Source organism: Agaribacter marinus (genome assembly GCF_030160655.1).
In the GTDB taxonomy this organism is placed as follows: domain Bacteria; phylum Pseudomonadota; class Gammaproteobacteria; order Enterobacterales; family Alteromonadaceae; genus Glaciecola; species Glaciecola marina.
Map to the genome: position 1 here is coordinate 331,293 of NZ_BSOT01000006.1, position 23,645 is coordinate 354,937.

The window sequence follows — 23,645 nt, forward strand, 5'->3', positions numbered from 1 at the left end:
CTTAAGTAGGTTTTAGTAGGAGGACGTTAGATGAAAAACATTGTTAGATTGAATAGACGGACGTTTTTAAAGGCTGCGGGTTCGTCGTTGCTATTGCCTACTTTACCCTCATTATTTTCAAGCGCAGCGGTTGCTGATACCTATGGCAAACAACAACTCTCACCTAAGCGTATGTGTAATGTCTTTTTTGGCATGGGTGTGTCACTTCCGCCAGAAGAACATATATCCCATAAAGATTGGCATTGGTTTCCGCACGAAACTGGCGCTGACTACCAGTTTACAAAATCTCTTCAAGCACTCGCCCCGCATCGTAAGAATATGACCATAATGTCGGGCTTATCTCATCCGCGCACACGCACAATGTATTCTCATTCTACAGGCGCATATTTTTTGAGTGGCGCAGATCCTAAAACTCCAGCAGGCAATGCTATATCAGCAGACCAAGTATATGCTGAATATGTTGGTCAGCACACTCGTTATCCTTTCATTACGATGGATTCGGAAGGGGGGATCGGTGATTTTAGAGAACCCACCACCTTATCGTATAACCGCAGTGGTCAGCCAATACCGTCTATTGGTAAACCGCGAGGCGTGTTCAATGAACTATTTGGTGTGGGTGAGGGGGACAAAAATACTGAACTTAGAGACATTGGTCGTAAAAAATCTATTTTAGATCGTATGACTCAGGACTTAGGCCGGCTAAATGATAAGCTCGCAGGAGAAGACCGGCGCCGTTTAGATCAATACTTAACATCAGTAAGAGAGTTAGAGCATCGAGTGGAACGTGCGGAAGCGTGGCTAGATGTAGAAAAACCGAATGTCAGTCCATCAGATTTTTCGTTGGACGTGGATCCGCTAAAAGACGGCCCGACTGATTTTATCGATGCGATGTATCAACTCATGTACACCGCGTTCTTAACGGACAGTACGCGCACTATTTCGTATCAAAAGGTGCGAGAGAGTCCAGGGGCATATTCGGTTAAATTTTCAAAAGCAATTGGTTTACCTGACCACCATGCCTTATCTCATAACTTTAAAGAAGACGGCGGGTATGAGCGTTGGGGACAGTATGATGCCTACTTAAGTGAACGTTTTGCTAAGTTCTTGACACAAATGGCTGACACCGATGATCCATTTGCTGAAGGTTCGTTGCTCGACAATACCATTGTTTTATATGGGTCAGGTACAAGCACCGTGCACAACACGCGAAACTTTCCGTTGATATTAGCCGGTGGGAAAAACTTAGGTTTATCCCACGGTGAGCACCGTCACTACGATGAAAAGGTCCCGATGTCTAATTTGCTTAATACCATATTGCAACAACTGGGAACGCCCATCGAACAGTTTTCGGACAGCACAGGTACCATACAGAATATCTTAAGCTAAGGCCTTGGTGTTGGGGCCTTCTGATGAGTCAACGTCTACCCCTTCGATACGCCAAAGCATAGTGGCTATTGGCTCTATTTTGCCTCTTTTCCGTGTATACCTAGTTTTGTGAGCAATGTTTTAGTTAATGAAGCAATGTAAATTAACACCACACTACTGCCGAACATTGGAAATACAATACCGAGACACACGATGATTCCGAGTAATGCTTTGTCTACGTGAAACTTTGCTGGCACAGCGGGTATTCCCCATTGTCCTTTTGGTTTTCGCATAAGGTAAGAGATAAAGCCTGCAATACTTGAGAATGTAAATAATATCGCGACCAACAAAAGTATGCTCCAGTTCACTAGGCCGTATTGCCCTTCGTGCAAGCGCATGAATACTTGGCGCATGTCCATCAATATACCTACGTCATCCCACGTCAATCGTTTAACTACTGTACCTGTATACTGGTCGAGATAAATCACTTGTTGGTTTTCTGTGTAGAAAGCGCGATTGGTAATTTTGTAAACACCTGTCGGTGACGTAGGTAGTTGAATAGTCACTTGCCCTTGTAAATCGATAGATGAAACTAGGTGATGAACAGCATCAATAGAGAGCCTTGGCGTGTTTGTGTCTTTGGGCTGGTGTGATTGAATGCCCTTGCCACTGCGCCAATGCGTTGGATACCCTGATTCAGTTTGTTGTTGTACCCATTTTAGCTGAGTGCCAAATACTTCTGTCCAAGGCATTGCACCGGCAACAATAATGAGCATAAAAACGGACAGCCAAAAACCCAAAACAGCATGTATATCGCGATACAAGATGCGCTTGCTTCTATTAAAGCGAACTAAAAACATACCGCTGATACCTTGTCCTTCCCGTGGCCACCATACGTAAAGGCCTGTTAAAATTAGTACAATAAACCAACTGGCGAACAGTTCGACGACTAGCGTGCCGAACGTGCCCAAGAGTAACTCACCATGAAGTTTTCGTATGGTATACATAAAGGTCTCTTTACGATCAATTTCGCCTTTTACTTCACCTGTGTATGGGTCGACATACAGATTATTTTTAGCGCGGCCCTTTCCTGCTAAACTAAATATTGTGGTGTCTTCGCTGGTTTTCGGTAGCGTAATCGACGCGACTTTTTTGTCGGTTGCACGACTAGCATTGTGCAATTGCGTCGACAACGGCAGCACTTTTGCTCGGTTTAGCGCGGCCATCGCAGTGTCGTCGTTGAATGTTGATGCCACCAATTGCTCCTGATATACCGCTTTATTTACGTCATCTTTAAACAAGTAAATTGTACCAGTAATACTCAACATCAATATAACGGGTAGGGTAAGCAAGCCCGCGATCACGTGCCACTTCCAGAGCCATGCATTTAATGTATTATTTTTTGAAATAGCCATTGTTGCTCCTTTTTCTAAAATGTGACCGATGTGCCGGCATATAAGGTGCGGCCGTCTATAGTGCGAAAGCGTAACGCACCTCGGCTAAATGTGGCTCTGTCTTCCATGGTGTTGGTTAAATTTAAGGCATGCAGCCAAATTCGCCATTGCGCTATTTGATAGTCTAAGCGAAGATTAATGCGTTCAGGTCGTGTATATTTTCCTTCTGGTGAATTGGCATTGTCACTAAAATAACTGGTATAAAAATCGCCTTCGAGTTCAATGCTTAAATCTTCATTTGGTAACCATGCAAGACGTGCATTAAGGTGGTGTTTTGGCGAGCGACGAAGGACTTTACCGCTTAAATCATCGGGCGCACCAATTGAGCTTTGTACAAAGCTGTCGTAGGTATTTTGGGTGTATGTATGAGTTATGCCGACACGCCAACGTGTACCTTTAGGCGCATACTCAACGACGGACTCTATGCCCTTGATACTTACTTTTCCTGCATTATTGGTGCGCTCTACTTCGTTGCCATCGGAATCCATGAACTCCTGAGTGACCAAGTAATCTTTGATATCCATGTAATATGCTGACGAATCATAGTGCCAATCGCCAACATCGCCCCTTAGCCCAATTTCGTGATTAAGTGCTTGTTCAGGTTTTAGCGCAGTATTGCCATTATCCAAATCAAATAAATCCGTTGCGTCCGGCGCATAAAAACCTTCCGCAAGACTAAACCAAAGCATGTGGTTTTCTTGAACTTGATATGTCAGCCCAAACTTAGCGGCAAAGTCGTTAAAATTTTGAGATTGAGTCGCACCGAGTTGGCCTGTATTTTCTGAGCTGCTAAGCGTAATGTCTTCATGTCTGCCACCTAGCGTGAGTGTTAGCCTTTCATTTGGGTCATATTGATACTGTAGGTAGTAAGCATGAATGCCGAGCGTATTTGTAAATTCAACAAACTCGCCAGCTAAATCAATATCGCTTCGGTCATATTGCTGTGTGTCTTGAGTGCCATTATATGATTGATACCCGCCAATAATATTGCCCTTGTTAAGCGTATGGCGATATTGTAATTTTGCACTATAACCTATGTCGTTTTCGTCCTGTGGTCCGCGAAATCGAGACGCGCCAACAGTGTCTTTTTCTCGCCGAACAAGCGCCATTTCAAATGCACCGCTGGTCAGTGTATGTGAAAGAGCCAATGCTAAGGTGTTTTGGCTCAAGTCGGTGGAGGCACTTAGACTGCCCGCTTGTTTAGGATCTTCGTCAATTTGAGCTTGGCTTAAATCACCGCGCGCATTTGTGACTTCTTCAAGCCATTCGAGTCGCGCAGTTATGTGCGTGTTATCGGAGAGATCGTAGCGAAGTTTTGTGCTGGCTTGGTCTCTATCGTTTTTCGAAAACTCTCGTAAACCATCTAATTGACGTGTATTGGCATTAAATGAGTATGCAAACGCTTGCTCACCAATATCTTTACTGCCAACTGTGCTAATGTTGCCTCTAAAGCGATTAAAGTCTCCTGCTTCAAGCGATATCATGGATTTTTGTTGTATTTGCGTATCCCGCGAAACGACATTCACAATGCCACCAAATGCATTGTTTGGAAACAACGCGGATGTCGGCCCCTTTATAACTTCTACACGTTCTATATCGAAGGTATTTGTGCGAGTGAGTCGTTGCGTGGCACCTTCATAGGGATTTTCAAGAGGCATGCCGTCAAGCATGGGTATCGTATATCCTTTACCGCCATCGGGTATTCTAAGGTTACGCACCTGTGTTTCGCCAGGAATACGGTCAAGAAACTCATCAGGATCGACAAAACGGAGTCTTTCTATTTCTGCTCTGCCCACCACATGTGAATTTAACGGCAAGGATTTTAGTTCGATACCACCTAAATTGGCACCGGTAGTATTTGCATTGCCGAGTACGGTAATTTTCTCGATATTTGATGATTGATTGCTTTTTGTCGCGGCGAGAATATTAAGGTGTACACTCACACAAATTGCGCCCGCAAGCGATGCGGTAATTAAGCTAAATTTCATTTGAAATCTTCTGTGTTTAACTAATGGATTACGTCTCATACAGCGCTGAGACGATATGGTAAATTTAAGTTATTAGCTTAGAACAGAAGCAGGGGGTGCTCTTGAAAGCGAGCGCGTATAAGGAAATGCAGTATAGGGGCGTTGTGAAAGTGTTTGAATGAGCGCTTTATATGCTATCCATTTTACTTGCACAGTATTCATTGTCATTTGTTCAAATGTCGGCTCAACGATAGGGTCGAAAGAGCAATCAACGCTGTGAACTGATTTCGGTAAGTCGGGTAAATCTGTCGACAAAGAAAGTTCGACGATTTTACCTGTATTGAGGTAAATTGACTCTGATATCCATTTAGTTTGCGACCCCGTACATATCAGCATGACGTCATTGTTTTTATTTGATGGGTTTATCAAGTTTAAGGCGCCGGCGATTGATTGCGCAGACGACAAATTAAATGACGTCACAATCGACCCAAAAACGCCTTGCGACAACAGCATGGCGCAAGCGATGAAGGTAATCAATTGTTGAGTAAATTTATTCTGCATAAAAGCAATAATCAATTGCGTCACGTCGATTTATGTAATTATCGTAAAGTAAATGATTTGTAAAAAATAGCGTTTTTTCAATGTTTTTTTACCAATGCTTATTTGCATTGTTTTAAATCAACCTAAATCGATTAAACTGCGTAATGAGTTTATAAGAAAAGCAAAAAAGGTAATTTTTATACATGTCTGATCCACTCGCTCTTAGACGGGCACTTTCTTTTGCGCAGTCTATATTTGCATCTAAGGCCTTGTTGATGTGCATGGCTATATTAATATTCATGCCTGTAACGACCGCTAGTGAGTTGGCGTCCGATACCAGAGAAACACCAGAACGCTCTATCACAGGCTTTGAAGGTGCAGACGAACAACAACCTCTTTGGGAAGTTGGGCTTGGCGGTGGTGTGGGAGAAGTCCCTAATTACCCTGCCTCCTCTGAGCGTAATTTTATTGCACTTGCCGCACCATATGTTGTTTATCGGGGGGATGTATTTAGAGTGGGAGACGGCAACGGCGTGAGGGCCGTTGTAGCAGAAGATGATAAATGGGAGTTTGATGTTTCATTTGGCGGTGCATTCGCTGCAGATAGCGATGACAATACAGTGCGAGAGGGGATGCCTGAACTAGATGTGTTATTTGAAGTAGGTCCTCAATTGATTTATCAAATACATAAACGCAAATTCGAAAGTGGTGGTCAAGGGCGTCTCAATTTTCGTTTACAGGCGCGCTCAGTATTTAGTACTGATTTTTCCAAAATTCAACATCAAGGGTACGTACTGGAGCCTGAACTACAATGGCAACAACGAGGATATTGGCGCAAAGATACTGCGTTGAGTGTGCGTCTATCGACAACCTTTGCGTCTGAAAAACTACATGATTACTTTTATGAAGTTGATGAAACCTTTGTGACTGAACAACGACCATTTTACGATGCATCTGCCGGGTACTTGGGTGCAGATTTAGGCGTCGCATTGTCATTTCGAATCAGTAAAAATGCGAGAGGATTTGTAGGAGGATCGTTAAGGTTTCATCAAGGGGCGGCAAACGACGACAGTCCATTATTTGAGCGCAAGAATACAACGCAATTAGCGGCGGGTTTCGTGTGGCGACTTTATCAGAGTGACTCAAAAGCTGGCTATTAACTTTAGCATGCCTAATGGCTTAAATATTCTCTAAATGGCGCGATAACCTTTATAAGATGTTTGGGTTGACGCTTAAGGCGTTTCGTACCTTAGTTAGGAAAATACAATGTTTGAATTATCACAACTTCATATAGATATGGCGAGAAATGCGACAGATGATTTTAATTTGTTTCATGACAGACATCGTTGGAGCTGGATAAAAGACAACCCTTTTCATGGGCCTATAGCCTTGGGGTTTCAGTTGGGGATGTTTATTGAAAGTGAGCTAAAAAAACAAAATCTCGAAGCGCCAGAAGCTAATTACCGATTTTCGACATATGAGTTTAATTTTGCTAACCCCGCAAAAGTAGGTGACAAGCTTACACTCGATATAAAGCCGCCTAGAATGAGTGAAAAGGAGCAAGGCGAGCTGCTCTCTCAACGACTTTGTTTAAAAGTGAATGGTAAACCGGGTTTAATTGGCTTTCATCGAAAAAGCAATTTTGCCACCATTTCAAATGACTTTGGTGAAGTTAACCCTGATCATTTGACAAATTTCACGGATAAAAGCTTTACTGATGACGGCTTTTTTTTGAAGCGAAAATGGATGATCGTGGGTAATGCTAAAAACTTTCTACTAAGTGCTTTTGCAGACCAAACCATGTTCATTGACGAGTTTGCAGACAAGGTGAGTTTTCCGAATATGTACCCATTGTCTCTCATTTCTTCGGCGTTACTTGAACGCGCGAAAGCGAAGCATTATGACTTGATTGGCAATCCGTTGATTTACGTGTCACAACATCTGTGTATTGACAACCAGCAAGTACAAAATTTAAGAAGCAACGATTGCCTACAGATGTTAGTAAAAGAAACGTCTGAAGACGCTAGCGATATCGTGACGCTTCAATGTTCAGGGTGGGTGAAGCAAACAGCTCCCATGTTTGCCGCAGAGTTAAAACTAACCCCCTTGCAGTCAATTTTAGCAAAGTGATCGTGCAGGTATACTAATTGTGTTGTTCTACGTTGTTGGATGCTTTAATGTAAGTGTTTGACAAATGATGGAGCAAATCATGTCTTTTATTCTGAATATTATTTGGTGGCCTTGTTCTAGGTTTTTCATGGTTGTTTTTAGGTATCATTATGTTTATTACCATCATTGGCATACCTTGGGGGCGAGCTGCATTTAATTTTGGTTTACTGATGCTTTGGCCTTTTGGGCGCGTAGCGGTGAGTAGAGCTGCCTACAATGGTGAAGGCGATTTAGGTACTGGTACATTGGGCCTAATCGGCAATATTATTTGGATGATATTTGGTGGAATATGGCTAGCAATTGGTCACTTAATCGCTGCGTTAGTTTGCGCAATCACCATTATTGGTATTCCGTTCGCATTGCAACATCTAAAATTTGCCATGATGGCACCTATGCCCATTGGAAAAGTGATTATTTCTAAGGAAGAAGCGCGTTCTCGCGGCCTAGCGTAAGTCTTGCGCAAGTAAAGCGTGCGCCTTACTACAAACGACAGTGAGCTAAAAGTTCTATAAAAAGTGTCCTACCTGCCCTGATTCGATTTTTTATCAAATTATTTTGTGCGCCGTGCAACTTTTGTATTTACCTGTCGTAAGGTTTTACTAGTAGTGCGGAATTGCGTGCATAAAATAGTTTGAATAAATGAAAAATTAAACGGAGCAATACAGATAGGACAATGCAACATTCATTAAACAATATAAAACCCCGGTACGAGTATGTTAGCTCTGCAAAATTACCGACGCTCTTTGGTTTATTTAACATCCATGGCTTTTTTGATACTACTGAGAATCAAGAACATGTCGTGTTAACCCACGGACAATGGGACGCAAATGATATAGTGCCTATTCGCATTCACTCTGAGTGTTTAACGGGGGACAGTTTGTTTAGCACAAAATGTGACTGTGGTTTTCAGCTTGAAAAAGCCCTACAGAACATTGCAGATCATGGTTTTGGGGCTATTTTGTATTTGCGTCAAGAGGGTAGAGGCATTGGTTTACTCAATAAAATTAAGGCTTACCATCTACAAGACCAAGGCTTTGACACCGTAGAGGCCAATGAACACTTGGGCTTTGACGCTGACTTAAGAGATTATAATATCTGCAAAACAATGCTTGATACCCTCGATATAGTGAACGTCGAACTGATGACAAATAACCCAAAAAAATTGCGTGCATTGGAAGATTTGGGCATTAATGTCGTGACGCGCAGGGCAATTGATCACGGCGTCACAAAAGACAACAAAGGCTACTTGAAGGTTAAGACGAATAAACTAGGACACACATTTAATTTAGACAAGTTGAAATGAGCCCGTTTTAACCAAGCGTTATTAAGCTTTGTTGACAGAATCAAGCACTTGATTCACCAAAATGTCGAGACTTAGTTCTCCATCTAAAACGGTAATGTTCTCGTCTTTACCTATGGGGTTAAAGCTATCGAACTGGCTTTGTAACAGTGCAGGATTGAAGAAGTGTTGCTTGGCATTTATGCGATTGATTAAGCGTTTTTCTAAGGTATCAAAAGAAACGTCTAACAAAAAGCTCAATGATGTGTCACAGCAGGCAGCCACTGCTTTTCTTTGCCTGCTGATTAGGCCTGAGTATGCCACAACACATTGTTGTTGATTTTTAAGCAAGGTGTGAATATGCGCATTTAAACGTAAAATCCATTGATCGCGAATGTCATCAGTTAGTGGAATGCCGTCAGACATCATTTGTTTTGCTTGCGTGGAGTGAAAGTCATCAGCATCTACAAACACCGCTTGGCAGCGTTGGGCGATGTTTTCAGCTAAGGTAGATTTACCCGTGCCGCTTACGCCCATAATGACAATAAGACGTGTTTGTTTAGATGTAAGATCACTCATTTATAATCACGCTAATAAGATAGGTTTTTTTCGCTTCAAACCCACTAATATGACTGCCCTCAATCTGCAAATTATTTGAGTCGCTTGATACTGAGGCTTCTGCCCCGCGCTTAATATTGATTCTTACATTTGCGCCAAAGATCTTTTTACTTATGGACGCATTGGTCCAGCTTGAGGGTAGATTGGGCTTAACGGTTAATGAGCCTTTAGATTGTTTTATGCCAAATAGGCCCTCAATAACGCTTCTGTAATACCATGCACAAGTACCTGTGTTAAATAGTTGGCTCGAGCGACCAGCCGCTTCTGGGAGTTGATGGTATGCCCCCCGGTAATAATTGGGAATGAAGTTAGGTAACTGGCCTCGTTTTAGGCAGTCACTATCTGTCGCGAGCATGCTAAAAAGCACTTCGAATGCAATATCGTTATGCTTGTTTGTGTTATTAATTTTGGCTTGTTGGTACAAGGCGTATGCATAAAAACTTGCCGCGTGGTTATACACCGAGCCATTTTCTGCCGTACCAGGAAACTTCTGCGTCACGCGTCCAATACGTTCGTCCATATGGGTGTATGCTGGCGCTAGCATACAATAGCCAAAGGGAGTTCTTAGTTTGCTTTCGATGGCATTTACCATCTTATCCGCTTGTTCTGGGGTTGGAGCCTCACTAAGCATTGCCCATGCTTGGGGGTTTAAAAATATTTGTCCTTCTTGATCTCGTGATATGCCAAAGTGTTCATCGTCATCAGTAATGCCCCTAGCATACCAATCACCATCCCAACCAAGTGTGTTGCAGGTATCATTTAAAATTTGTTGATAGTCATGCCATTTTGCGGCGCGTATAGTGTCTTGCGTTGTTTTTAATATTTTGGACCAAATACCAAAGGCATATGCACTTGCAAATGTTAACCAGAAAGAAACACCTCGGCCTTGAATACCGACCATATTCATCGGGTCACACCAATCTCCCTGCTGAATAAGACTTAAACCTCGATGATCGCGTTGTGCCCACAAGTAATCACAGGCAAGCTCAAGGTGCTCACTGACGGTGCTTTCATGGTCGCTATCACCAAAACCCACGGTTGTCTCCAGTATGCTAAAGTCATTTGTTTCGCTTAAATATAGTTCGACAAAAGGAAATAGCCAAACATTGTGGTCGCTGTGAGGAACTTGATTAATATATTTAAGCTCAGCGCCTTCATGCAGGAGAATACCATCAGGCATTGCTCCATTTTTTCCCTGTTGGCTTAGGGCAAGCAGAAGGTTACGTTTTGCTAGTGTTGGATTGAGCCAAATGCTGGATAAATGATCTTGTAGAAAGTTTCGCGTTTGTGGATCTGTCGTTAGGCGATTACTTTCAATGTGGTAAGACAACTGGCGTGGCAACCAACTATTAATCATGTGGTTAAGGTCAGCATTGGGCGTCTGAATACTAATCCCTTGTTTTAAGTAGCTTGGCTTGGCAGTGATGTGCTGCTGTAAGCGATTACTCAAGGTTTTTGCATGTGTCTCACTCTGGCAGGGGCCAAATAACCAACTTAGTTTTTTTTGTTGTCGTGGTTCAAGGCGAATTTTATGTTGTAGCACCGCTATGGGCGTTTCGTATAAGGCAGTAGAATTGAACAGTGAAGAATGCTTCACACCGTCAGGGCAATGCATGTGGCCTTCACCTAAAAAACGATTTGTAGAGGTATCAAAGCTCTCGATTGGAGAGTCAGCGATGAATAAGGTTTTATCCATCGATTGTTTGATTTTTGGGTAGTCTTTTGCTTTTTGATAAGGAGTGATGTATTCACCCAATATACCATTAAGTTCAGGGACGAATCGGGCAGATTGATTCATCCATGAAGCATAGCCAATGGTAAAACATGGGTAGATATCAAGGTGTATTTCATTGTTAGATTTATTGACGATATCCAAACGCCAATCTTCTAAAGCAACATCGTCAGCGAGGGTCACACGCAGTGTAAATTGAATATTTGCATGCTCTATTTCCCAGCGAAGCGTGTCTTGGCCTTGTATAAAAGCAAACTTGTCGAGTGTTTGTCGTGTTGGCTCGTAGGGTAAAGAAAATATATCACTATTGCTTAATTTGATGTAAAAGAAGCGCCCCGGATGACCGCTATAATAATGGTGTTCGGGTTGCATGAATGTTTTGGCTTCAAAACTTTGTCCATACGCATATTTGGCAGGTTCAGGTTGCATATGCAGCGCGTTAGCATAGCCTCGACATGTCATCTGAAACATCATTTTTTTGTTCCACAAGTAACCTGTCGCATTTGGCATCGAAAGCGGGCTATGCAAACGGATCTCAGCACCACCTGTGCCTTTTTCATAGGAAAATATGGGTTTATTGATATTCTGGGTCACGGCGTCGCTCATCTAAATCTTGTTGGTAACTGGCTAGGGATGCATCGTCTAAATTATAAAAGTACAAAAACACAATGGAGAGTAAGGCAAAAAAGCCGGGTATGAGTGTCATGAGTAATACGATGCCGTGAATTGACCCCGTGGTCTGCTCGGCGTTGGCAACGTACCCTAAATATCCAAGTACATACCCTATTGTCGCGCCTGCTATAGCACCGCCCAATTTTTGAGAAAAGGCTGCGGCGGCGAATACCATTGCCGTCGACCGTCGGCCGTTTTTCCATTCGCCATAGTCGGCAGTATCGGCATACATCGAAAATACTAAGGGCGATTTGGGACCTAAACACAATCCAATACCTATTTGGATCGCAAATGCTAGGGGTATGCTATCGTTTGGTACCAAGTAAAATAGCACTGAGAGTAACGTTACCCCTAGCATTAACGAGATTAACAAACGGCGTTTATCAAAGAACTTTGTCAGTATTGGCGTCGCGGCTGCGCCAATGCCAAGTGAAATGAGGTATGCACCGCTGAACATGCCAATTAAGTCTTCTCGCGCTAATACATACTTGAAATAAAAGGTACCGACACTCCCCCTAATGGAAATAGTCAACATGATGATTAGTGCAATACTGAACAAAATTAACCACGGTTTATTCTTGAATAAGTCCAAAATATCTTGTTGAGGTTTTGCTTGTTGTTTTGGCGGTTGAATGCGCTCTCGACAAGTAAGAAATGTGACGCAAAATAATCCACCAGCAATTAGCCCGTAGAGTGCCATTGTAAGTTGCCAGCCAAGGATTTCATTGTCGCCACCGAGGGTACTTACCCAAAATGGTGTCATAAAAGCCACAATAGTACCGCCAGAAAACGCCCCGACAAACCGGAAGCTACTGAGCATAGTGCGTTGTTGCGTGTCTTGGGTAATTACACCCAGAAGTGCGCCGTAGGGGACGTTAATGAATGTATAGGCAAGCATCATAAAGATGTAAGTTAAATAGGCCCAAACGAGTTTTCCATCTTGGTCAAGATCTGGCACCGTAAAGGTTAAGATACCTGCAGCGGCAATTGGGATAATGCCCCACAATAAATATGGACGATATTTCCCCCACTTTGTCTTGGTTCTGTCAGACAGTGCGCCCATCATTGGGTCCGTAAACGCGTCAATAATGCGGGTGACCAGCATCATCGTGCCGACAGCTGCGGCAGGTATACCAAACACATCGGTATAGAAAATAAAGAGGAATACGTCAAATACGCGCCAGTAAAAATTTGATGCAATATCACCGCAGGCATAGCCTACTTTTTCTTTAATAGATAACTTCATTCTTAGTCCATGGAGTTTTGCTTGGCGACCCTTGTTCATTCGCTTTTGCTGGATCTTGCCTATTCGTCGAATTGATGTCTGTATTCATGATTTTATTATGTTTAAGGAAGGCCTCATGTATTGGCAATTTAGTGACTGCATGATTAATTGTGGACAGCATTCCGCCAAGAAAATTTTCGAATTCGCTGTCAGGCATCTCATCGGCGATTCTATGATATGCGCGCGGAATGAGTCCTTGCCCAATTAATACTTGCGTCCAAGAATCAACACGGAAAATGTCGCCGTCGTCCAAAAATACCCGTGCACTTTCTTCAAACAACTGTAATTTATGCGCTAAACTATCAGGTACCGCCATTTGTTGGCATGCGCGCCAAAATTCACTGTCATTACGTTGATTTACTTTGTAATGCATGATGATGAAGTCACGAATAGCGAGCATTTCTGATTGCCATTTTTGATTAAACTCATTAACGAGAGATGGCATCACGCCATCAAACGGGAATACACGCATAAATCTAACGATTGATGTCATAATCAGATGGATACTTGTCGACTCTAGCGGCTCGATAAACCCGGATGACAAACCTATTGCGAGGCAGTTATTACGCCATGCTTCGGGCCGAACACCTGGCGTAAAAGCGATTTTCCTTGGTTCGTTAATTGGGTCGCCAGGCAAGTTGCTGATTAATGTGTCGAGCGCTTGCTTATCGTCCCAGAAATGACTACTAAACACTAAACCATTGCCAACGCGGTGTTGCAACGGGATTTGCCACTGCCAACCTGCGCCATGGGCAATAGATTTTGTATAAGGTAACGGTGCTTGATGCGAGTGAGTTTGTACTGCATACGCGCTGTCACAAAATAGCCATTGAGACCAATCCTCATAAGGCGAGCGTAGCGCCTGATCAATCAACAGTGCTCGAAACCCAGTGCAATCAATAAAGAAGTCGCCTTTAACGTGCTGTCCATTATTTAACGACAATGATTGAATATTGCCGGTTTCAGCATCTTGCTCAACAGCAATAATTTTGCCTTCAATCCGTTCAATGCCATTTTTTTCCGCAAAGCCCCTTAAATATTTAGCATATGCGGTAGCATCTAAATGATATGCAAAATTCATAGGTGCTTGTTTAGTATGTAAGAATTTTGCATGTTTAGCGGCTTGCAGTTCATAACAATAGTCGCCAAAGCTAGCTGTAGTAGCCCCTGAAGATTCGGCTTCTTTCAGTGCTCTCAAATAAAAATGATGGAATTCGCCCGCCCAACACTCTTTGCCGGTGACACCAAAAGAGTGAATGTACGCATCGCCTTTCGCCTTCCAGTTTGAAAATTCGATGCCGAGCTTAAACGTTGCTTGCGTTTGTTGCATAAACTCGAGCTCATCAATACCGAGCAATTTATGGAACGTGCGAATAGGCGGTATTGTTGCTTCGCCGACACCTACGGTGGCGATGTCATCGGATTCCACTAAGGTAACCTTTACTGAAGAGGGCAGCAATTTGCTGACCGCTGCTGCAGTCATCCAACCTGCAGTGCCTCCGCCAGCAATCACTAAATGTTTAACGTGTGTATTGCTCATGCGTACTCCATTTGTGCCATGTTTATATGCGTGAGTAGTTCATTATTGTTTGGTAAGCCGCGAACAAGGGCAGCTTGACGGGTTTGATTTTGATGCTGAATTTGCTTGTAAGCAAGCAAGTCTGACTCGCTGGGTGAGTGCAAAAAATCGCTTTTGTGCCGCATGCCATACAAGACATACTGATAACTCAATGAGCTAAATATTTCTTCGTTCTCATATACGTCATGGCGACTGGGTGCTTGGTATTGCCACAATTCCATCAACGACTGTAGTTCATCACTGGCGCTTGCAATGTCACTCACCGAACACCAGAACTCTGAATCTCTGCGCTTGCTTGTTATGTAATGCAATTTAATGAAATCGCTGACTCGCTGCCATCGGTAAGTAAATCGTTTATTGTATCGTTGAGAGACGATAGACATGTGCCGTTTTGTAGACGGAAAGTCATCTAGTAACATACGTATTGACAGCTCAACCATAGCTAACGCCGAAGCTTCCAACGGCTCTAGAAAACCAGCAGACATGCCGATAGCAACGCAATTGTTTTGCCAAAATCTTTCTCGATAACCGGGTGTAAACTCAAGTTGTTTTACGTTATCAAAGGCTAAATTAGGGGTGTTGGTGTATTTACTTAATTCAATGAGCGCTTGGTGTTGAGAGCAAAAATCACTGGCGAATACCATACCTACGCCACGGCGAGTCGACAACGGAATGTCCCAACACCAACCAAAACTATTCGCAGTGGCTTTGGTTGTAGAATGTATTGCCGCCGAGTAATTGTTGCCCGGTAATTCTGCATGTGGCAATTGGAGTGCTAACGCGCGATTGTTTGGTAATGCGCTGCTTAAGTCGACAATCGGGACTTGGTAGTGATTACCTAACAAGCGAGACTTCATGCCAGTACAGTCAACAAAAAGGTCTGCGCTTAGCTTGCCGGAATGTGCAGTGTTTAATGACAGAATATCGTTTGTACTTGGTTCAGGTGTTACATCAAGTACATAGTCCTTAATGTGCGTAATACCCAGTTTATTCACGCAATGTTGCGTTAAAAACTCGGCAAATTTATTTGCATCTAGATGATAGCCATAAGTGAGTACCCCAGCATACTCCGGCGTACTTTTTTGTTTGGGGGCTAAGCCTTGTTTGCAAATTTTTACTTGTGGGCAAACTGTTTCGTCAAACGAATCTTTTGGGTGCTCATGTTGCCATATGTGCGCGAGATTTATATGCTCATGTCCAGTTGGATTCGAAAAAGGATGATGGTACTCATGGCCTTGAGAGTGCCAATTATAAAAGCTTGATCCTTGTTTAAAGGACGCGTGGCAGTGGCGAATAAAATCATATTCGCCAATACCCATCTGTTGCAGTGTTTGGCGCATGGAGGGCCAGGTTCCCTCGCCAACACCCAATATTGGAATATTGGGTGCTTCAATCAGAGTGACATCTAATTGAGGGTATTTAGCCGCTATTGAACCCGCGCTTAACCACCCCGCGGCTCCACCACCAACGACCAATACCCTAGTAATGTTTACATCTTCTGACATTCACATGCGCCTTTTGTACTCTTAACTTAGTAAGTGTATTGAGTACCTTAGAAAGTGTATCTTGCACCAAGCGTATATCGAGCACCTAGTTGTTCTAAACGCCATATTTGTGCTTCAGTACGCCCGTGGGAGCGAGAGTTTTCTTCAGTAATATTGATACCTTCAACGAACACCGTCAAATCTTCATTTACGTCATACGACACACTAAAATCTATTTGAGATAATGACTCAACAAAGCCTGGTTCATTTACGTATTGAGTCGCATTTGCTAAGAATTTATCTCGCCAGTTGTAGGCGATACGCGCTTGAATTGCATCTTTTTCGTACATTAACACAAGGTTAGCGGTGTCACTCAAACCCACCAGTGCAAACTGGGTTTTGCTAGGGTCCGCGGTGATATCGAAGCCAATATCACCATTTACAGTCGTATAGTTAGCTTGTACACCAAACCCTGTATCAGCAAAAAAGTATTGTGACGCTAATTCAAACCCATAAATATGAGCGCCTTGGTTATTTTGCGGTTTTGCATTGATAAAGATTAATTCTGGGTCGTCGGCATTCGGTAGCACATCAAATCGAGCTTCAAATTGTTCGTCAGTCAGTGAGAAGTAATCTACATTGTTTTCCATGGCGGCTACCATGTTAAACAGGGTAGTGTCACTGACTGCAATACCTAAACGGTTCAGCTCCGCTTCTGCGGCAAGCGCTCTAGGACCTGCGGTCGCATCTCGCAGTCCATAGACGTTTTCTTCAACTTGTTGCGATCCGATGAAGTTTTTAACACGTTTATCATAGTAGCCAATAGACACATAGCTGGCGTCATCTAAATAATACTCGAGAGATAAGTCGACGTTGTCAGATTCTACAGGTAACAATGCAGGGTTGCCGGAGCTTGCAGTTGCGGTTGCATCACCTGAGATCAACGTTGGGCTTGAAGGCGTCGACACCGATGACGCTGCACTTAAGTTATTATAAGTCGCTCGGGCAATCGTTTTACTGTAAGAGAAACGCGCCATGAGGTTTTCTTTTAGCTCGATATCAAAATCTAGGCTCGGTAACAGATAGTCATAGTCTGAGTCTAGGCTAAAGTCTTGAGTATCTGTGCCAAATCTGACGTTAAAGTCATTATTCCCTTCCCATGCTACACCACTTGGTAAGTTAATGTTTGCGATAGCGGTTACATCTGTTTTTTCATATCTTAGGCCGGTTAAGAAATTGAACGGCATACCGCTAATTTCGCCTGAATGATCAACCTCAAAATAGACGCCAAATACATCTTCTTCAATAGTACGGTTGGTTGCAAGCGGGTTATTGGCCAACAAGTCGAAACCATATTGTTGTGCTGCCCATGCGCCTATTTCGCCAACGCGGCCTGTAAAGCCCTGGCTAAATATGCCGGAAGTATCATAATCGTCATATAGCGACTGAATATTCAGCGGTGTTAAAATGCCATCAGGTAATTCACCTGGGTTTTCAATCCCCCAGTTTCCTAATGTTTGTCTAGTCAAAGATTGTTGAGAAGTACTTTCCATCGAGCGGGATTCGATACCAAAATTAATCGCTGTGTTGTCGAGTGCATAAGTACCATTAATTTGAGCTTGTGTTACTTCAGTTTTTTGCCTATTGAAGTTCATATCGAAGATGGACGTCCCGACGTCGTCTTGGTCAAGCGTTCCATTTGGATTTAAGTTACCTCTTGCCGCGTCGTCAAAATCAACCATCATGATAGGAAATTCACCACGAAAATCGGCTGTTTGACCGCGCACAACGTTTGCGCCTAGTCCCAGATTTGCCCAACTGCCATACGGTGCATCAGGTCTACCTTCAGCACTTGAATCGTGGAAATCAAATTCTAGCGACAAATCGTCGTTTACATTGTAGTCAACGTTAAAACCGATAGATTTGTTTTCATTCACCTGATTGAGTTCTTGTACTGCAAGCCCTAAATCCCGAGGCGCAAGGGAGCGTCTTTCCTGTCTAGCAATGACCGGTGTTTTGACCGCTTCATCATCAAAGGTTAATTCGGCAAAGAAGCGATCGTCCATCCAAATGGATTGTTCAGCGCGTTGCTCATGTAACTCTTGTTTTGCATAGGTGTAATCTAGCGTGATTTCAATGTCGTCATTTGGCGCAAACTGTGCCGTGACTTGCGCATTTGTTCTGGTGCGTTTTCTGTCTGCTACGTAGTAACGTAAATCGGATGGTATCGCGAATAGTTGGCCGATAGCTGGCGCATTATTTAGCACTACCGCTGGGCCGTTATCGGCATCTGGAGATTGAGGAACCGTGCCATCAAAAGGATTGACACGCCATTCATTAACAAAAGCACCGACAGCGGAAGAATCACGTTCTTGCAAACTTGCCGATAAGGAAATGCCGAACACTCGGTCTTCATTTACGTAACTGACTAATGTGGCAAATTCTGGCGTAACGTCATCACCTGTTCTATTTGTGGTATCTGAAAGCGCTTTCACTGATGCGGTCGCCGACAAGCCGTCTTCTCGTGCATTAAATGGTTTGAATGTTTTAATATTGATAGCTGAACCAATCCAACCCGGTGCAATTCTGGCCTTGCCTGTCTTATACACATCAACGGCTCTCACACTTTCTGAAGCTAAGTCTGAAAAGTCGAAAGCGCGTGAATTCGGAGTACCGCCACCGCTTGGTAAGACTGAACCGGGCATTACTCGATTGTTTAACAACACTTGGTTGAAGTCTTGCCCAAAACCCCTCGCCGTAATTAAGTTACCCTCACCGTTATTGCGACTGATGGATATCCCTGTAATGCGTTGCAGTGACTCTGCAAGGTTTGAATCTGGGAATTTACCAATATCTTCTGCTGAAATTGCATCGACAATCCCGGATGAATCTCGTTTTACACCCAAAGATTCTTGCAGGGAGCTTCGTAGCCCACTGACTTGGATTATTTCTACGCTGTCGTTGTTAGCGCCATTGTCTTGTGCTTGTGCAATTGAAGCAGAGCCTGTAGCGAGCAAGATGGAAATGCTCTTAGCTAATAGTGACTGATTAAACTTCGCTTTAGAAGTCATGGTGCACCGCCTATGCTGGTTGAATGAGTTCTCATTGTTTATTGATATTATTGTTTTATTAATAGTCATTAATTGACTGTAAAAACAACGTGTAAGCGCTTTCATAAACAGGCCAAAAAAATTTATTATTTTGCGTGCCGTGCTCAATAAGGTTCATTTTAACAAATGACTGTCAAATGAAAGCGCTTTCAAAATATCTAAAATTCTCGTATAATGCAATCTAAAATTACAATAATTTAATAACTATTTAACAAATGCCGACAATATACGAAGTATCAGAACTTGCTGGTGTATCACTTGCTACTGTCTCTAGGGTCATGAATGGCTCAGCAAAAGTAAGTGAAAAAAGCAAAAAGAAGGTGCGAGATGCAATGGAGGAGCTAGGTTATCGACCTAATTCAGTGGCAATTTCGCTAGCGTCAAAGCGTTCAAACTGTATCGGTATTTTGGTAGCGGAATTGGATGGTGCGTTTTTTGGTAGCATGATGACGGGTATCGAAAAGACACTTCGTCAATACCAAAAGCATGTTGTTATTACTGCTGGCCACAGCAATGACGCCGATGAACGCGAAGGTGTTGAGTTTCTTAAATCGCGCAATTGCGATGCCCTAGTGATTCATGCTGAACAGTTAAGTGATGAATATTTGATTGAACTGAGTAAAGGCGATACCCCAATTGTTGTAATGAATCGACAAATAGACGCTATCGCTGAAAAGTGTGTGTCGTTAGACAACGTTAAAGGCGGATATATCGCAACGCGACATGTATTAGAGAAAGGTCATCGCCAGTTGGTTAATATTGCAGGGCCTAAATTTAAGAATGATGCAATGGAGCGTATCGTTGGTTTTCAGCAAGCCGTAAATGAAGCGGGTATCGATTTTGATGAAAACCGAGTGTTTGAAGGGGACTATTTACAAGAGAGTGGTGCGGCCGCGATTGATCATTTTGTTATGAGTGGTATTGAATTCACGGGTGTCGTGTGTGGTAATGATCAAATGGCGATTGGCGCCATGGCACGTTTGCGAGAATATAAACGCTTGCCCTCAAAAGATGTTGCAGTAATAGGCTTTGACGATGTGTCGTTTGCAGCATGTACTTATCCAACCTTAACAACCATTAACTACCCAATAAAACTCATGGGCCAGCAAGCAGCAAAATTAGTATTAAAAGATGTATATAAAATCGGCGTTAAAGATATTCGACAGATTTATGAACCCACATTGATGGAACGTAACTCTGTAAAACGCCTGAGATCAAAATAGGCTAGCGGCTAGGACTCAGTTTGCATCTAAATCATCAACACCCATGATATGCCCGAGTTCAACAATGCCTTTGTGATGTTCTTTCTTTGCTTTAAATAGCAAGTTGTCTGCGGCTTGATATAACTGAACGGCATTTCCGCCGCCAGCGGGGGCGGCAACAGCGACTGCAATTGTGCACTCGATTTTATGATCGCCAAATTCTTGATTAACGACAAAATTAGGTTGATTAAACGTATTTATTATTTGGTTAGCTTTGATTTTTGCGCCACTCGTTGAGCAATCTGATAACAAAAGCCCAAAACAGTCATCATCTAGGGAGGCGAATAAATCACCCGGTCTTGCGCCAATGCCAGACAAGGCATCCGCAATACTCGCGGTCATTGCGTAGTATTCGTCTTTACCATATTCCTTTTTGAACCATTGCATGTCTTCCAATCTAACCAAGAGCAACGACAAATGGTGCCAATAGCGTGCGCATCGAGACCATTCTTGCTTGAGTACTTCATCAAACTTAGCTGAGTTAGGTAAGTGCGTGAGTGGATCTATAAAAATAAGGGCTTCGAGTCGTTTTGTTTTACGATATTGCGCTGCGTGACGGTTGATACGAGCAACTAGTTCTTCGATAATTGGGGGTTTGACTACAAAGTCAGCACCACCAAGCTGAAAAGCTTGTGCTTTAATATTTGATCCCGTTAAGCTCGACATAAAAATAATGGGGATGTTACTGGTGTATTGGTTTTCTCTGAGTCGCTCGCAAAATTGAAGACCGTCTTCATCAGGCATCAGAATATCAAGTATTATAGCGTCAGGTAGTGGTGCTCTATTTAGCAATTCCCACGCTTTTTCGGTTGTGCGGGCAAAAGACATTGTGAAGTGTTTGGCAAGACCATTTGCGTATAACTTCAATTCTATATCGTTGTCGTCAATTACCATCACGCGAAACTGTCGGTTTTCACCTGCTTCATCTGATAATAGTTCCATACTAATAGGTCCGTTATGACGCTGAGCGTCATCTAGCGAGTATTTTTCCATGTCACTTGCTCTAGGTTTACGTACTGCGTTAACAATTAAGTTACACTAGGTTCATAAATCTCGCAAACATATTATGTGTAAAATGCAAATGCTTACTATATCTGCCCGCGAATACAACTGCTGGTATCGAACAAAATGCTCGTTATAATACGCGCAAATGAAACGTAATTTATTAACTAGTGTGGCGTATGAGTCAAGTGAATAATCAGCGTAAACGCGATTGGTCTATTGAAGAAGCTGAGCGAGTATTTGGTGTGGCTAGCTGGGGGGGCGGATATTTTGATATTGGTCAAAATGGGCATATTCATGTTATTCCACAGCCAAACAGCCCCGATATTCGGATTGATTTTAAAGCGGTTATTGATGAAATTCGAGGCGAAGGAATTCAATTCCCTATTGTTATTCGTTTCCATGATGTACTGCGTTCGCAAGTCGTAGCGCTTAACCAAACCTTTGGTCGCGCAATTGATGCCGCAAAATATGAAGCAGAATATCGTGGTGTATTTCCAATTAAAGTCAATCAAATGCGCGAAGTAGTGGAAGAGATTGTCGACGCTGGCGCAGAATACAATTTTGGATTGGAAGCTGGCTCTAAACCTGAATTACTCGCGGTACTAGCATATAACACCAACCAAGATGCTCTCACCATACTTAATGGATACAAAGACGAAGAATTTATGCGCTTGGCATTATTGGGTCGCCGCTTAGGCCGCAAGGTGGTTGTGGTCATCGAAAAATTTAGTGAGTTGGTATCATTGGTAAGGCTCAGTAAAGAGTTAAATATTGAGCCAATGGTGGGACTGCGCGCCAAAATGCAAGTTAAGAGCTTAGGTCGTTGGCAAGGCTCTAGTGGAGAGCGAGCAAAATTTGGGCTGACGATAGCTGAAATCATTAAGGCAGCTCGCTATTTAGAAGCGCATGAAATGGGAGATGCGCTCAAATTACTGCATTTTCATATTGGCAGTCAGTTGCCTGATATCCGTGCGATTAAAGATGCCGTGAATGAGAGTGCGATGATTTATGCCGAGTTGGTACATATGGGCTTTCCGCTCGAATATGTGGATGTAGGCGGCGGTTTAGGCATTGACTATGATGGCAGTAAATCCACAAATGATTCATCTCGAAATTACACCTTAGAAGAATATGTTGCCGACGTCGTTTACGGTTTAAAGGAAGTGTGTGACTTGGAAAACGTGCCGCACCCACACATTGTTTCTGAAAGTGGTCGGGCAATTACCGCGCATCATAGCTGCGTAATAACGGAAGTTGTCGGTGAAATTAAGCCTGATGGCGCTGAAATAGATACAACGCCACGAGAAAATGACCATGTGTTACTTAAGAATCTATATGAGTTACACCAATACATCGACGATCACAAAAATTATCAAGAAGTCTACAACGATGCGACACAGTGGAAGGAACAAGCTGCTGAGGCGTTTAAACTACGAGTTATTAGCTTAGAAGAGCTTGGTAAGATAGAAACACTGTATTGGCAAATAATGCGCAAGGTACAAAGCTACTATCAGTCAGAAGATTTTGTGCCTGCGGAGGTACAGTCCCTTGATTTTTCTATTAGCTCTCAGTATTTGTGTAATTTTTCAATCTTTCAATCCGCAGTCGATAGTTGGGCTATTGACCAAATTTTACCTGTTGTACCTATTACGGGTTTAGATAAGCCTCCCACTAAAAATTGCTCTTTGGTCGATATTACTTGTGATAGCGACGGCAAAATCGACAAATTCATTGTTGATCATGAATTGAGTAATGTCCTTCCGATGTATGATATTCCTGAAGATGAACCTTTATATTTGGGGATGTTTTTGACGGGTGCTTATCAAGACGTTATGGGTGACATGCACAACTTATTTGGTCGTCTAAATGAAGTACATATTTTTAGCTATGATGACGATCCAGAAGATTTTTACATCGAAGAAGTGGTAAAAGGCTCGTCTGTCGACAAAGTCTTGTCAGTAATGCAATACCACCCAAGTTCAATGGCCTTAGATGTAAAAAAACTCATTGATAGACAAGTGGCTGAAGGCCACATAAAACCTAGAGAAGGCGTAAAGTGGACGGATTTTTATGAGTATTGCCTTGAGGGTTACACATACTTGAACACATCGAAACCTTGATTGC

General features: G+C 42.9%; 17 protein-coding genes. 7 read left to right on the forward strand and 10 right to left on the reverse strand.

The genetic code is table 11. The features are described 5' to 3' along the window. Positions 1 to 30: 30 nt before the first annotated feature. Positions 31 to 1,386: a DUF1552 domain-containing protein gene (locus QQK00_RS12310; RefSeq protein ID WP_284217880.1), complete on the forward strand. Its 1,356-nt coding sequence runs from the start codon at positions 31 to 33 to the stop codon at positions 1,384 to 1,386. A gap of 74 nt (positions 1,387 to 1,460) precedes the next feature. Here QQK00_RS12310 and QQK00_RS12315 read toward each other — a convergent pair whose 3' ends face one another. From QQK00_RS12315 to QQK00_RS12325, 3 genes are all read right to left on the reverse strand, one after another. Continuing rightward, a complete protein-coding gene (locus QQK00_RS12315; protein WP_284217881.1) occupies positions 1,461 to 2,780 on the reverse strand; it encodes a PepSY-associated TM helix domain-containing protein in 1,320 nt (439 codons plus the stop codon). A gap of 14 nt (positions 2,781 to 2,794) precedes the next feature. Next, positions 2,795 to 4,807 carry a TonB-dependent receptor gene (locus tag QQK00_RS12320; protein WP_284217882.1) on the reverse strand — a complete coding sequence of 671 codons (2,013 nt, stop codon included), beginning with the start codon at positions 4,805 to 4,807 and terminating at the stop codon, positions 2,795 to 2,797. A 72-nt stretch (positions 4,808 to 4,879) separates the two neighbouring features. Further along, positions 4,880 to 5,347 (reverse strand): hypothetical protein, encoded by a 468-nt coding sequence (locus tag QQK00_RS12325; protein WP_284217883.1) that lies wholly within the window; start codon positions 5,345 to 5,347, stop codon positions 4,880 to 4,882. 182 nt (positions 5,348 to 5,529) lie between these two features. Between QQK00_RS12325 and QQK00_RS12330 the strand changes: the two genes are divergently transcribed. The 4 genes from QQK00_RS12330 (at position 5,530) to ribA (ending at position 8,798) form a co-directional block, all read left to right on the forward strand. Beyond that, a complete protein-coding gene (locus QQK00_RS12330; RefSeq protein ID WP_284217884.1) occupies positions 5,530 to 6,486 on the forward strand; it encodes a MipA/OmpV family protein in 957 nt (318 codons plus the stop codon). Between the two features lie 106 nt (positions 6,487 to 6,592). Beyond that, positions 6,593 to 7,456 (forward strand): hypothetical protein, encoded by an 864-nt coding sequence (locus QQK00_RS12335; RefSeq protein WP_284217885.1) that lies wholly within the window; start codon positions 6,593 to 6,595, stop codon positions 7,454 to 7,456. Between the two features lie 95 nt (positions 7,457 to 7,551). Further along, on the forward strand, positions 7,552 to 7,947 hold the full coding sequence (locus QQK00_RS12340; RefSeq protein WP_284218312.1) for a YccF domain-containing protein: 396 nt from the start codon (positions 7,552 to 7,554) through the stop codon (positions 7,945 to 7,947). Positions 7,948 to 8,168: 221 nt separating this feature from the next. Then, on the forward strand, positions 8,169 to 8,798 hold the full coding sequence (ribA, locus tag QQK00_RS12345; protein ID WP_284217886.1) for a GTP cyclohydrolase II: 630 nt from the start codon (positions 8,169 to 8,171) through the stop codon (positions 8,796 to 8,798). Between the two features lie 21 nt (positions 8,799 to 8,819). On the opposite strand, the gene QQK00_RS12350 is transcribed toward ribA, so the two are convergent. Genes QQK00_RS12350 through QQK00_RS12375 form a run of 6 tightly spaced genes read right to left on the reverse strand, consistent with a single transcriptional unit; the run spans position 8,820 to position 19,215 of the window. Then, on the reverse strand, positions 8,820 to 9,353 hold the full coding sequence (locus QQK00_RS12350; RefSeq protein WP_284217887.1) for a gluconokinase: 534 nt from the start codon (positions 9,351 to 9,353) through the stop codon (positions 8,820 to 8,822). After that, positions 9,346 to 11,730, reverse strand: coding sequence for a GH36-type glycosyl hydrolase domain-containing protein (locus tag QQK00_RS12355; RefSeq protein ID WP_284217888.1), 2,385 nt, complete (start codon positions 11,728 to 11,730; stop codon positions 9,346 to 9,348). The genes QQK00_RS12350 and QQK00_RS12355 overlap by 8 nt, the downstream gene beginning before the upstream one ends. Continuing rightward, positions 11,699 to 13,042 carry an MFS transporter gene (locus QQK00_RS12360; protein WP_284217889.1) on the reverse strand — a complete coding sequence of 448 codons (1,344 nt, stop codon included), beginning with the start codon at positions 13,040 to 13,042 and terminating at the stop codon, positions 11,699 to 11,701. Before QQK00_RS12360 ends, QQK00_RS12355 begins: the two co-directional genes overlap by 32 nt. Continuing rightward, positions 13,026 to 14,621, reverse strand: coding sequence for a tryptophan halogenase family protein (locus QQK00_RS12365; protein WP_284217890.1), 1,596 nt, complete (start codon positions 14,619 to 14,621; stop codon positions 13,026 to 13,028). Before QQK00_RS12365 ends, QQK00_RS12360 begins: the two co-directional genes overlap by 17 nt. Next, a complete protein-coding gene (locus QQK00_RS12370; protein ID WP_284217891.1) occupies positions 14,618 to 16,165 on the reverse strand; it encodes a tryptophan halogenase family protein in 1,548 nt (515 codons plus the stop codon). The genes QQK00_RS12365 and QQK00_RS12370 overlap by 4 nt, the downstream gene beginning before the upstream one ends. 47 nt (positions 16,166 to 16,212) lie before the next feature. Then, positions 16,213 to 19,215 carry a TonB-dependent receptor gene (locus QQK00_RS12375; protein ID WP_284217892.1) on the reverse strand — a complete coding sequence of 1,001 codons (3,003 nt, stop codon included), beginning with the start codon at positions 19,213 to 19,215 and terminating at the stop codon, positions 16,213 to 16,215. 254 nt (positions 19,216 to 19,469) lie between these two features. On the opposite strand from QQK00_RS12375, the gene QQK00_RS12380 reads away from it, so the two are divergent. Next, positions 19,470 to 20,477 (forward strand): LacI family DNA-binding transcriptional regulator, encoded by a 1,008-nt coding sequence (locus QQK00_RS12380; protein ID WP_284217893.1) that lies wholly within the window; start codon positions 19,470 to 19,472, stop codon positions 20,475 to 20,477. 15 nt (positions 20,478 to 20,492) lie between these two features. On the opposite strand, the gene QQK00_RS12385 is transcribed toward QQK00_RS12380, so the two are convergent. Then, the gene (locus QQK00_RS12385) at positions 20,493 to 21,509 is read right to left on the reverse strand and encodes a GGDEF domain-containing response regulator (RefSeq protein ID WP_284217894.1); all 1,017 of its coding nucleotides are present in this window, start codon (positions 21,507 to 21,509) and stop codon (positions 20,493 to 20,495) included. Between the two features lie 188 nt (positions 21,510 to 21,697). Here QQK00_RS12385 and speA point away from each other — a divergent pair, with 188 nt between their 5' ends. Further along, positions 21,698 to 23,641, forward strand: coding sequence for a biosynthetic arginine decarboxylase (gene speA / locus QQK00_RS12390; RefSeq protein WP_284217895.1), 1,944 nt, complete (start codon positions 21,698 to 21,700; stop codon positions 23,639 to 23,641). The last annotated feature ends 4 nt before the right edge of the window (positions 23,642 to 23,645 follow it).